General features: G+C 42.5%; 10 protein-coding genes. All 10 read right to left on the bottom strand.

The window, feature by feature from the left end; genetic code table 11:
• Nucleotides 1-55 precede the first annotated feature (55 nt).
• The 10 genes from FTT98_RS18240 to aroK all read right to left on the bottom strand — a co-directional run bounded on the left by FTT98_RS18240 (nucleotide 56) and on the right by aroK (nucleotide 12,959).
• Nucleotides 56-415, bottom strand: a complete 360-nt coding sequence (locus tag FTT98_RS18240) for a prepilin-type N-terminal cleavage/methylation domain-containing protein (RefSeq protein WP_180177020.1) — start codon at nucleotides 413-415, stop codon at nucleotides 56-58.
• 197 nt (nucleotides 416-612) lie between these two features.
• Entirely contained in the window at nucleotides 613-1,173 is a 561-nt protein-coding gene (locus tag FTT98_RS03690; RefSeq protein WP_180177019.1) for a TPM domain-containing protein, read from the bottom strand.
• Nucleotides 1,167-2,201, bottom strand: a complete 1,035-nt coding sequence (locus FTT98_RS03685; RefSeq protein WP_257230182.1) for a YgcG family protein — start codon at nucleotides 2,199-2,201, stop codon at nucleotides 1,167-1,169. Before FTT98_RS03685 ends, FTT98_RS03690 begins: the two co-directional genes overlap by 7 nt.
• A 55-nt stretch (nucleotides 2,202-2,256) precedes the next feature.
• Entirely contained in the window at nucleotides 2,257-2,844 is a 588-nt protein-coding gene (locus FTT98_RS03680) for a LemA family protein (protein ID WP_180177017.1), read from the bottom strand.
• A 140-nt stretch (nucleotides 2,845-2,984) separates the two neighbouring features.
• Nucleotides 2,985-3,863: a metal-dependent hydrolase gene (locus tag FTT98_RS03675; RefSeq protein WP_180177016.1), complete on the bottom strand. Its 879-nt coding sequence runs from the start codon at nucleotides 3,861-3,863 to the stop codon at nucleotides 2,985-2,987.
• Nucleotides 3,864-4,056: 193 nt separating this feature from the next.
• Nucleotides 4,057-5,478 carry an FAD-dependent oxidoreductase gene (locus tag FTT98_RS03670; RefSeq protein ID WP_180177015.1) on the bottom strand — a complete coding sequence of 474 codons (1,422 nt, stop codon included), beginning with the start codon at nucleotides 5,476-5,478 and terminating at the stop codon, nucleotides 4,057-4,059.
• A gap of 69 nt (nucleotides 5,479-5,547) precedes the next feature.
• Nucleotides 5,548-10,023, bottom strand: a complete 4,476-nt coding sequence (gene gltB / locus FTT98_RS03665; protein ID WP_180177014.1) for a glutamate synthase large subunit — start codon at nucleotides 10,021-10,023, stop codon at nucleotides 5,548-5,550.
• Nucleotides 10,024-10,469: 446 nt separating this feature from the next.
• The gene (locus FTT98_RS03660; RefSeq protein WP_180177013.1) at nucleotides 10,470-11,309 is read right to left on the bottom strand and encodes a hypothetical protein; all 840 of its coding nucleotides are present in this window, start codon (nucleotides 11,307-11,309) and stop codon (nucleotides 10,470-10,472) included.
• A 7-nt stretch (nucleotides 11,310-11,316) separates the two neighbouring features.
• The gene (gene aroB, locus FTT98_RS03655) at nucleotides 11,317-12,399 is read right to left on the bottom strand and encodes a 3-dehydroquinate synthase (protein WP_180177012.1); all 1,083 of its coding nucleotides are present in this window, start codon (nucleotides 12,397-12,399) and stop codon (nucleotides 11,317-11,319) included.
• A 14-nt stretch (nucleotides 12,400-12,413) separates the two neighbouring features.
• On the bottom strand, nucleotides 12,414-12,959 hold the full coding sequence (aroK, locus tag FTT98_RS03650; RefSeq protein ID WP_078189378.1) for a shikimate kinase AroK: 546 nt from the start codon (nucleotides 12,957-12,959) through the stop codon (nucleotides 12,414-12,416).
• Nucleotides 12,960-12,963: the final 4 nt, after the last annotated feature.

Raw genomic sequence — 12,963 nt, 5'->3', positions numbered from 1 at the left:
AATAATATAAGAAAAAAGCACCCAAAGGTGCTTTTTATACTGAACCAAATCTAAATTATGGTTCAAGTGCACAGCTACCTGTACCTGCATTACATAAGGTTTTCTTAGATAAGTCACTTGTACCCTTAGCTTGTGGGGTAAATTCAATCGTACTACCAGCAGCATAGGCAGCTTTACTAACCTTTTGCCCGTTATCCGTACAAGCTACACCTTTAAACGTATTCGGTGTACGACCATCTGCAGCATCAGCAACTGCAGTACCCATATGTCCCTTCGCTTCACCTAAACATGCACTGTTTGAAGAACGTTGCATATAGTCACGGTAAGCAGGAAGTGCAATCGCAGCCAAAATACCGATAATTGCAACAACGATCATTAATTCGATCAGGGTGAAACCCTTTTGTACTGATTTCATAACATTCTCCACAAATGTTTTTTGTTTATTTATAAGCTTAAAGAAAAGCTAATTATAATTAGCATCAATTGTGCCAACTTTATTATAATAATTTTGACAAAAAAAACAGCAATTTAAGAAAATATTTTTTTATTTGTTATTTCTGTGTTTCATTTTGTGCAATAAAGTGACATTTTTTGTCATCTTATTCCCAAAGCTTAATCCAATATAATGGGATGATTCACCAATTCATTCTTTTCATCATTTATTTTACGATCATAAAATTGGTCTAGTACTTGTCCAATTTGTAATACAGCTCCAAGCACTGCATGTCGATGTTTTTGTTGCTTAAGCTCATCTATCATTTTTTGGCAAATTTCTTGCCATACTTGTTGAGGAATCGCTTTTTTAATCCCTCGATCAATCACGATCTCGACCTGCTGCTCACATAGATTCAAGTACAGTAATACACCGCTGTTGTATTCCGTATCCCACACCCCAAGTTCCGCAAACAGTTGTCGCGCTCGTCCCAAGGTATTTTGATTATAAGCCTGATTGGCAGGAATATGCCCTTCAATCACCACTTGTATCTCACCGACATGTCCATGTTCAGCTTGAGCAACTGCTGCTGCAATTGCCATTTGATCTTGCTTATTAAAATAGCGTTTAGTTGCAGGCATAAAACACGCATGCTTTAACCAACGCTTAAAACTCGGCTGTACGATTTCTTCTGTTTTCGGTGTTGTGACTATTTCTGTTGTGTCTGTCGTCGTTACCATGATCCTGATGCTCCTCCCCCACCAAAGCCGCCACCACCGCCACTATATCCACCACCTCGTCCGCCACCAAAACCGCCACCTCGACCACCACCCGATGAAAGGAACAATTGGAAAATGGTTTGTGCTATTGCAGTAATGAGCAAAAAGAATATACCACCACCAATAAGCAAACTGGTCACCAATCCAGCACCATTTACCAACCCAGCAACGGTACCTGCAACTGCTGCTGTTGATGCACTCAAACGCTTACCGACAATAAATGATCCAATGATTCCAGCCACAAGTATAAATAGAGCCGTACTGAAAGTTTTCTCTTTGGCTTGTTGTTCACGTAATGCTTGTTCTTGACGTTCTTTTAACTCCTGAGCTGCTTTTGCCGCAACTTCAGGATCTAAATTCAGGATTCGTTCAACTTCAGCAAGACCAGCATCAATCCCTTGTGCATATTGTGCCTGCTTAAAATACGGCGTGATTTTTTGGTTAATGATCCGACTGACCACGATATCTGGCATGACACCTTCAAGTCCGTAACCTGTCAAAATTTGAATTCGGTGATCATTCACCGCAATTGCCATCAGTAAACCATTGTCTTGTTTAGCTGAACCAAGTTGCCATTTTTCAGCAACTCGCATCGCATAGCCAAAGATATCTTCTTGCCCTGTCGTTGGCACAATAACAATCCCAATTTGTGCCTTTCCTTGTTGATGTAAAGCCAAGATACGTTGACTGATTTGCTGTTTTTCAGCAACAGAGAGTAAGTTGGCTTGATCAACAATAGGTTGATTCAGTGTTGGCAACCCCCGAATGGATTCACCTTCTGCCATATCATTGACAATTTTTGGTTGCTGAACATCTGTTGTTGCAGCGGTTTGTTGCCCTTGCTTATTGTTATTCTGCTGATCTTTCAGAATCTTTGTGGCAACCACAACATCATCTGTTGTATCTACTGCGGTCGCCACCTCAGCCCATGTTAAATGACTGAGCATCAACAAAAATGCCGCGATCATTATTCGCGTTAGATCAAACATAGACTGCTTTCTTCTGAAATTCAGCATCTGTATCATCCTGATTAAATGACTTTAATCAAAAAGAAACTTTCGGTGCATTTTGTGCATTTTGGTCTGCACTAAAGTTTGGTTTCGTATCCATCCCAATCACTTTAGCCGTCATCACTTGCGGGAACTGACGTACGTATGAGTTGTAGTCTTGTACAGTGGTAATATAACGATTACGTGCAACTGCGATACGGTTCTCTGTCCCTTCAAGCTGTACTTGTAAATCTCTAAACTGCTCATTGGCTTTTAAATCAGGATAGTTCTCTGAAACTGCAATCAAACGAGATAACGCACTGGTCATTTGCGCTTGAGCTTCTTGATATTTTTGGAATAGTGCAGGATCTTCCAAAACTTCTTTATCAACTTTTAAGCCCGCAACATTTGAACGTGCCTGCGTCACTTCTGTCAGTACTTGTTCTTCATGCTTGGCATAGCCTTTCACAACATTCACCAAGTTTGGAACTAAATCAGCACGGCGCTGATACTGGTTTTGTACTTCTGACCAAGACGCAGTAACTGCCTCATCCTTCACTTGCAATGTGTTATAACCACATCCTGTGAGTGTTAATGTGCTTGCTAACGCAATCGCCAAAACACTATGTTTTATCAGATTCATGTGTCCAATCCTCTATTATTTATTTGTATTTGTTTAAATAAATCCATTCTATACGGAACTGCATCACTGTTTTGTTTATTTTATATAAATACAAAAAATTCATCCATCACACAGTGTGTCCTCTGAGTTAACCACACACTTTAACTCGGCAATTGAGTTTCAGCGACAAAGCCATCTAGATGATATTCATTGGCTAAACGCGTTTTCCAATAGGTCACGATTTGAGTGTAATCAATTTCACTCGGATGAAATCCTTTTTTGTAATAAGCTAGATATTCCGGTAACAATTGTACAAACATCTTCGCGAGCAAATAGACACCCAAAGCATTCCCTCCTACTTTAGGTAAACTTTTCTTTTTATCCTGTAAAAATAAACGCGTCGCCGAGTAAAAAGTTAAACTGGCAAAACCCGTGGTGACACTACGCATAATCAAACGGCGGATTTTATCATCACCATATACATGCTGATAAACATCAAAAGCCACTGCACGATGTTCAATTTCTTCAATCGCATGCCACACCCAAAGTTTCACCGCATCATCATCTAAAGTACTGAGTACTTCAGGATGCCTTAAAATATAACCACCAAGTAAAGCTGTGAAATGCTCAAATGCACAAGTAATGGCAAGCTGAACTTTTGGGTGCAAGTTTTTAACATGATGATCTTTACGTGCAAGCCAAGCTTGAAAATGATCTAAATTGTAATCCTCTCGTCGCCATGCATCATTGAACTCTGTATGTGCTTTAGAATGCATTGCCTCCTGCCCAATAAAAGCCGCAATTTGTGCTTGTAGCTTTTCATCCGTTACATGGTCACGCACATTGCGAACACTATGCACAAAGAACTGTTCACCAATCGGAAAAGTTGAAGATAACGCCGTGAGCAAATGTGACATCACTGGAGAATTTGCAAAATAATGTCGGCGTATCACTTTCGGATTAAAAGTTAACCGACGTACCGTAATACCGATGGCTTTTGGGCGATTTTGATATGATTTTTGTGTCGTCACCTGTGTCATCCATTTTCTCGTTCTTTATGACCAAATCACATTATGTGAACGATCTCACAGAATCTAAATAGCCCAAATGCTTATTGAGTTTGCAGAATTGTTCAAATTTCATTCTCACCTAAAACAAACGATTGAATCTCGATAAAACAAAACCCGCATAGTGCGGGTTTTGTTTTAATTTAAGCTTATGAATTACAATAACTTAGACATCTAAATAATCTAAAATACCTTCTGCTGCTTGGCGACCTTCATGAATAGCTGTAACAACCAAATCAGATCCACGCACCATATCTCCACCTGCGAAGATTTTTGGATTTGAAGTTTGGAACTTGTACTGCTGTTTTTCAGCCGCAACAACACGACCTGAACCATCAAGGCTAATATTAGCAGCACCAAACCAATCTGCTGGACTGGTACGGAAACCGAATGCTAGTAGTACTGCATCTGCTGGCAAGATCTCTTCTGAACCTGGAATTGGTTCTGGACTGCGACGACCACGGCTATCTGGCTCACTCAGTTGAGTAGTGACAAATTTCACACCAGCGACTTTGCCATTTTCACCGACGATTTCGATTGGCTGACGGTTGAACTGGAATTCAACACCTTCTTCACGTGCATTTTTTACTTCACGGCGTGAACCCGGCATATTTTCTTCGTCACGACGGTAAGCACACACAACAGACTCAGCACCTTGACGGATCGAGGTACGGTTACAGTCCATCGCGGTATCACCACCACCAAGCACGATGACCTTTTTACCTTCAACGCTGATGTATTCAGATGGATCTTTTTCCCAACCTTGGCAACGGTTCACGTTGGCAATCAGGAAATCAAGCGCATCGTAAACACCATTTAGATCTTCACCCGCGAAACCGCCCTTCATGTAGGTATAAGTTCCCATACCCATGAATACAGCGTCGTAATCAGCCAATAGCTGATCAATGGTCACATCTGTACCAATTTCAGTATTGAGACGGAATTCAACGCCCATGCCAGAGAAAATCTCACGGCGACGTTTCATTACGTCTTTTTCCATTTTGAATTCTGGAATACCAAATGTCAGCAAACCACCAATTTCAGGACGTTTGTCGAATACAACTGGCTTCACACCATTACGTACAAGAATATCTGCACAGCCAAGGCCAGCAGGACCTGCACCAATAATCGCAACTTTTTTGTCTGTCCACTTAACGTGTGACATATCTGGACGCCAGCCCAATGCAAAAGCCGTATCGTTAATGTATTTTTCAGCATTACCAATGGTAACTGCACCAAAGCCGTCATTTAGCGTACACGCGCCTTCACATAAACGGTCTTGCGGGCACACACGACCACAAACTTCAGGCAAGGTGTTGGTTTGATGACACAATTCTGCCGCTTGGAAAATGCGACCTTCTGCAATCAATTTTAACCAGTTTGGAATGTAGTTATGTACTGGACATTTCCATTCACAATACGGGTTACCGCAACCTAAGCAGCGGTGTGTTTGGTTTTTTGCAACTTCAGCTGTAAACGGTTTATAGATTTCCACAAATTCTGCTTTGCGGACAACTAGATCTTTTTTCTCTGGATCTTGGCGTGCTACATCCAGGAACTGAAAGTCATTATTTAGGCGCTCTGCCATGTCTCTCTCCGTGGGTAGGTGTAAGCATGTTTGCACTTACACCTGCCTATCAAATCTGCAGTAGTGGAATTATTGTGGATCAGCTTGAGTTGTTTTCAACAAAGTCTGCAAATTAGCAGCTTTTGGTTTCACAAGCCAGAATTTGCGGCTATAGAAGTCAAACTCGTTGCGGATCTTATACGCCCAAGCACTACCTGTTTCTTTAATATGTTCATCTAAGATACGGCACAAGAACTCTTTGTGTTCTTCCATCGATTCTGTAGAGATACGGTTCAATTCAATCAGTTCGTGGTTGTAATGGTCTACAAAGTCATTGTCGAGGTCGAGCACATAAGCGAAACCGCCTGTCATACCCGCACCAAAGTTATGACCCACTTTACCCAATACAGTCACGATACCACCTGTCATATATTCACAGCAGTGGTCGCCTGCACCTTCAATCACGGCAAACGCACCCGAGTTACGTACTGCAAAACGCTCGCCTGCTGTACCTGCTGCAAACAATTTACCGCCTGTTGCACCATATAAACAGGTATTACCAATGATTGCAGTATTTTGCGTTTGGAACGGTGAACCTTTCGGTGGGAAGATCGAGATACGACCACCCGCCATACCTTTACCCACGTAGTCATTCGCATCACCTTCTAGGCTGATGTGTAAACCACCTGCGTTCCAAACACCCAACGACTGACCTGCAGTCCCTGTTAATTTAACTTTAACAGGGTGCGCTTCCATACTGAGGTTGCCATAACGTTTTGCAATCTCACCCGAAATACGCGCGCCAATTGAACGGTCACAGTTACCAATAGTGAAACCGTATTCACCGCCTGTACCTGCTTCAATCGCCGGCAGCATTTCCGCCACCATTTTTTCAGCCAAGAGACCTTTATCAAATGGTGCATTGCCTTGTACTTCACAGTACTGTGCTTTACCTTCAGCAGCTGGATGTGACTCAAGTAATTTGCTTAAGTCTAGGTGTGCGTGCTTATCAGTTTCACCTGGAAGTACTTCAAGCAAGTCAGTACGGCCAATCAGGTCTTTCAGGCTTGATACACCCAACGCTGCTAACCATTCACGTGTTTCTTCCGCAATAAAGTGGAAGAAATTGATCAGCATTTCAGGCTCACCGATATAGTGTTCCTGACGTAAATGATCTTGCTGTGTTGCAACACCGGTCGCACAGTTGTTTAAATGGCAAATACGCAGGTATTTACAACCCAATGCGATCATCGGTGTAGAACCAAAACCGAAACTTTCAGCCCCAAGAATCGCTGCTTTCACAACGTCTAGACCTGTTTTCAAGCCACCATCAGTTTGTACACGGACTTTGCCACGCAGGTCATTCACACGAAGCGCCTGATGCGCCTCAGATAGACCAAGTTCCCATGGAGAACCTGCATGGTGAATTGAAGAAAGTGGAGAAGCCGCTGTACCGCCGTCATAACCAGAAATGGTAATGAAGTCTGCATATGCTTTTGCTACACCTGCCGCAATCGTACCAACACCCGGCTCAGAAACCAGCTTAACGGACACCATCGCCTGTGGGTTAACCTGTTTTAAATCGAAAATTAACTGTGATAAATCTTCAATTGAGTAGATGTCGTGATGCGGCGGCGGAGAAATTAATGTCACACCCGGTACTGAGTAACGTAAACGTGCAATTAAGCCATTCACTTTACCGCCCGGCAACTGACCACCTTCACCTGGTTTTGCACCTTGTGCCACTTTAATTTGAAGGACTTCTGCAGAAGTTAGATATGCAGGTGTCACACCAAAACGGCCAGATGCAATTTGTTTGATTTTCGAGTTACGAATAGTGCCGTAACGCGCTGGGTCTTCGCCGCCCTCACCTGAGTTCGAGCGACCACCAATAGTATTCATAGCGATTGCAATAGCTTCGTGCGCTTCAGGCGATAATGCGCCTAAAGACATCCCAGCCGAGTCAAAACGTGGCAGAATTTCTTCCACGGATTCAACTTGATCGAGTGCAATCGATTGATCTGTTTTCAACTTGAATAAGTCACGAATCGTCGCGATTGGACGGTTATTCACTAGCTCTGCGTATTCTTTAAAGTCAGCATAATTACCAGAACGCACTGATTTATGCAGCGCATTGATCACGTCTGGGTTAAATGCGTGATATTCCTTACCGAATACAAATTTCAGCATACCGCCTTGATCGATTGGCTTACGTGATTTCCACGCCAAATCTGCCAATTTTTTCAAGTCATTTTCTAGATCAGAGAATGTTGCGCCTTTAATACGGCTCGGTACGCCAGTAAAGCATTTTGCAACCACTTCATCAGAGAGGCCGACCGCTTCAAACAACTGACCGCCCCGGTAAGAGGCAACAGTAGAAATACCCATCTTAGAAAGGACTTTCAGCAAACCTTTCTCAATGCCTTTACGGAAATTAGCTTGCGCATGGATTGGGTCACCCAGCAACTCACCTTTTGCGATCAAGTCATTGATCACATCATAAGCCAAGTATGGATAGATCGCAGTCGCACCGAAACCAAGAATCACCGCAAACTGATGCGCATCACGCGCCAAACCAGTTTCAACAATGATGTTGGCATCGGTACGTAGCCCCACATTGATTAAATAGTGGTGAACCGCGCCTGTTGCCATTAATGCATTTGCAGGTAAGAAGCCTTGACGGATTTTCTTATCAGACAATACAAGTAAAGTTTTTCCATCGCGAATCGCTTGTGCTGATTCTTCACAAATACGCGCGATAGCAACTTCTAAGCCTTCATCTTCTGCATAGTTCAGGTCGATGTCTGCAATTTCATAACCTTTACGACCAAGGGTACGGATTTGATGCATTTTCGAATTTGACAATACTGGGCTTGAAATGATCAGACGATCTGCATGCTCTGGACCTTGTTCAAATACATTTTGTTCACGGCCGAGACATGTCTCTAACGACATTACGATCGATTCACGTAATGGATCGATTGGCGGATTCGTAACCTGAGCGAACTGCTGACGGAAGTAGTCAGACACATGGCGCACTTGACGAGACAATACTGCCATTGGCGTATCGTCACCCATTGAACCCACGGCTTCCTGACCGCTTTCAGCGATTGGACGAAGCAATTGGTCACGCTCTTCAAAGGTAACCATGAACATTTTTTGTGAAGCTTTCAGGTCATCGCCTTTTAAGCCTTGATCACATAAATATTCTTCCAGCTCTGGACTGCCTTGTACACGTACTGAGTTTTCACGTAACCACTGACGGTACGGACGCATACGTTTGAGGTGATTACTCACATCTTGAGTATCGAGCATTTTGCCAGTAAAGGTATCGATCACCAAAATTTGACCTGGACCGACACGACCTTTAGATACAACGTCTTCAGGTTCATAACCCCAAACACCAATTTCTGATGCCAAGGTGATGTAACCATTTTTGGTAATTACCCAACGTGCTGGACGTAAACCATTACGGTCAAGCATACAAATCGCATGACGACCATCTTGAATTACCAGACCTGCTGGACCATCCCAAGCTTCCATATGTTTCGAGTTGAATTCGTAGAATGCACGTAAGTCAGCATCTATAGTTTCAACGTTTTGCCACGCTGGTGGAACCAACATGCGTAGCGCACGGAACAAGTCCATACCGCCACCAACAAGGATTTCCAGCATATTATCTAAGCTTGAAGAATCCGAACCTGTACGGTTTACAATTGGGTTCAGCTCAGTTAAACCTGGCAGCAATGGGTTTTCAAATTTTGGTGTACGCGCCATCGCCCAGTTACGGTTTGCGGTAATGGTATTAATTTCACCATTGTGCGCCAAGTAACGGAACGGCTGTGCCAAAGGCCAACGCGGTAATGTATTGGTTGAGAAGCGCTGATGGAATACCACGATGTGTGACTTTAAACGCTCATCAGCAAGATCGGTATAGAAGTCAGCAATCGCTGCTGGCATCATCAAACCTTTATAGCTGATCACAGTTGAGCATAAAGTAGTTACATAGAAGTATGGGTCAGCAGTCAACTGTTGTTCTGCACGACGACGTGCCATCACCAACTTACGGTTGAATTCAACCTCTGAAACACCCATTGGGCAATTCACGATAATTTGTTCAAATGCAGGCAATGACTGCATCGCGATTGAACCCAACGCATCGTTATTGGTTGGCACAACACGCCAAGCGATGACTTTACAGCCTTCGTCTTCGATTTCTTTGGTTAAAATTTGTTTTGCATGTGCGGCTAATGCAGGGTCTAGATTTAGAAATACCGTACCCACAGCAAAGATTTCACTCAATGTAATGTCACTGAGTTTTTTCGCTTCTTCACGGAAAAATTCTTTTGGCATAGCAAGGAGTAGACCACAGCCGTCACCGGTTTTGCCATCTGCGGCAATACCACCACGGTGGGTCATACAACTTAAACTATGCATTGCGGTTTTGACGAGATCATGGCTTGCATCACCCTGCATATGGGCGATTAAACCGAAACCACAGTTATCTTTAAACTCATCCGGTTGGTATAAACCTTGAGCGGGAGCTACAGTATTAGGCGATGGCATGTGCATAGCGTACCCTTCTTTTCTTTACAGCTCTTTCGAGCACTTAACAAACTAATTTCTTGTTGCGATTCGTCTTAACTTACTCACATGAATTGTTCTGTCGAGCAAAATTATTTCTTATTCACACCCTTAAGATAAACCGAATTCACCTTTGATGCATGAATAAAAAGTCAAATTTTCTGCTTTTGCAGTTCAGATCAGGGATAACGACTGGATTAATGACTTCGCACTTTTATCGAATCATTTTCGCGCCAAAACAGGGAGAAAAGTTCAATTTACGCACCAATTAAGCAATTTATATGCCAACTTGATGCATTTTCTCCTAAGATGGCTGATTACAAGCATTTTTTAGTTATAACAAATAATTCAAATTGTTCTTTTTTAATTTTATGCACTTTTTCTGTGCAGTTTAGACTTTTCCTAAGAGGTCTTGCGCTATTTTAGAACTAATTAAATGGATCCGTTACTTCTTGTTCTACCGGTGCAGGTTTTGGACGTGGTGCATCTACACTACTTTGTGATTTTTGCACATCAATCACATTCCCTTCCGCATCACGACGAGTCACCGTAGTACTTGTCGTTGCATTAGTTGGTGTTGTTACCGTCGTTGCAGCCGCTGCTTTTCGTGCGGCGATTTGAGCTTCATCAATTTTCGGTAAAGGCACAGATTTTAATTTAACAGCATATAACTTTTGACTCGACGACATTTCTTCCGTGCCTAAGTCATTCACATATGCTTGATATTGTTTAAATTCAACAACCTCAGGTTTGATTGAAGCAGGCAAAGCGATGTTGAGGCTCGACATTGCAGCTTTGGCATCATTTTGCGACGAATATGGTCCAGTTAAAATGACGTATTGCTCAGGATGGTCTTCACCTGAAAGACGTAGATAAATAAATTTGTGACGCTCAGGCTGCTTGCGTAAGAAACTTTTTAAAATATCTTCCTCAGAAACCCGAAATAATTCAACACCATAAAGTTTGGCAGAATCATTGATAAATTTAGTGCCGCGAAATTCTGGCTCATGTTGAGCTGTAGCAACCACACGGGTCGTCATATCAAGTGGACGTACTTCTTCATTTAATGCACCAAGATGGGACATTGCTGCCACTTTCTCTGGCTGAATTTGCAAATCCACTTCGGTTTCAGCTTGTTTTTCAACTTCAACCAATTCTTTGGTATCTGTAATTGCCCAGAAAACCAATGCAGCGAACAGACACACAACTCCACCCACCAACCATGCGTAGTGATGAACTTTTTGCCATTGAGACTGCCGCGCTGCCATGATGTACCTACTCTGCCTGATTTGCCAAAATTGCCTGTTTCATTAACTCAACATCAAACTCTTTGGTGATGATGGCCTGACCTAATGATTTCAGTAAAATAAGTCGTAATTGCCCATTCAATACTTTTTTATCATGAGACATATACGCCAAAAAATCCTCTAGCGGAATTTTAGGGCAAACTATCGGTAATTGTGCACGTAAAATGATTTTTTTTGTACGTTCTAAATCTTCAGCAGTGATCCAACCCATACGCTGGGACAAATCTGCAGCCATTACCATCCCTGTTGCAACGGCTTCACCATGTAACCATTCACCATATCCCAAGTACGATTCAATCGCATGACCAAAGGTATGACCCAGGTTTAATAACGCACGTTCGCCTTGTTCTTTTTCGTCATTGGCCACAATACGCGCTTTATGAGCACATGAACGATAAACCGCTTCAGCCAACAAGGTTGCATCACCTGCAACTAAAGCATCCATATGCTGTTCAAGCCAAGCTAAGAATTCAACATCACCTAACAATGCATATTTGATCACTTCGGCCAAACCTGCAGAAAGTTCACGCGCCGGCAAAGTTTTTAATTGCGCCATATCCGCAAGGACCACTTGGGGTTGCTGGAAAGCGCCAATCATGTTTTTACCCAGTGGATGGTTTATCCCAGTTTTTCCACCGACACTTGAATCCACTTGAGAAAGCAAAGTCGTCGGCACTTGAATAAAATACACACCACGTTGATAGCATGCAGAAGCAAAACCGGTCATATCCCCAATGACACCCCCACCCAATGCTAAAACCGTACAATCGCGGTTAAAGCCTGCTTCGAGCAAGGCATCAAAAATTAAATTCAAATGCTCTAAATTTTTATACTTTTCACCATCAGGCAAAATACATGTTGCAACAGTTTTCCCTAATGCCTCAATTGCATCTACATAATGTTTTAAATAGAGCGGAGCAACTGTGGTATTAGAGACAATCATCACTTGTTTACCCTGAATATAAGGCTCAAGTAAAGTTTGTGGATCGAGGTCACTACCAATAAAAATAGGGTAGCGACGATCACCAAGTTCAACATGTAAGGTTTGCATGAATTTAACCTTTTCTAACGAGATATATTTTGTGAAACAATTAAATTAAAAATTTTTTGCGCAAGATCTCGCGCAGCACCTTGATTGGTTTCAATAATATAGTGCGCGACTTCACGATAAAGAGGATCACGGGCAGCCAATAAATCTCGTAGCTTTTGCTCTGGATTTTCCACTTGAAGAAGTGGGCGATTTTTGTCGCGGTAGGTTCGTTGTAACTGAATTTCCACCGGAGTATATAGATAAACAACAATACCACGTTGTTTTAAAAATTCACGATTTGGGGGCTGAGTCACAGCACCACCGCCAGTCGCCAAGACCAGTTGTTTCTTTGCAGTTAACTCATCAATGACATTCGTTTCACGACTTCTAAAGCCTTTTTCCCCTTCCTTTTCAAAAATCCAAGGAATGGTCGCACCTGTTTTACGTTCAATTTCATGATCACTGTCTAGAAATTCACGTCCTAACAATTCTGCTAAATGTCGCCCTACGGTTGTTTTTCCTGCCCCCATTGGCCCTACCAAATATATATTTGGTAGGGTTTCAAACTCTTTGCTTGGCAAGGAG

It is taken from the genome of Acinetobacter sp. YH12039 (assembly GCF_013420015.1).
Taxonomy (GTDB): domain Bacteria; phylum Pseudomonadota; class Gammaproteobacteria; order Pseudomonadales; family Moraxellaceae; genus Acinetobacter; species Acinetobacter amyesii.
Note: the sequence above shows the minus strand (reverse complement) of the source record. Positions and strands in the feature narration are given on the sequence as shown.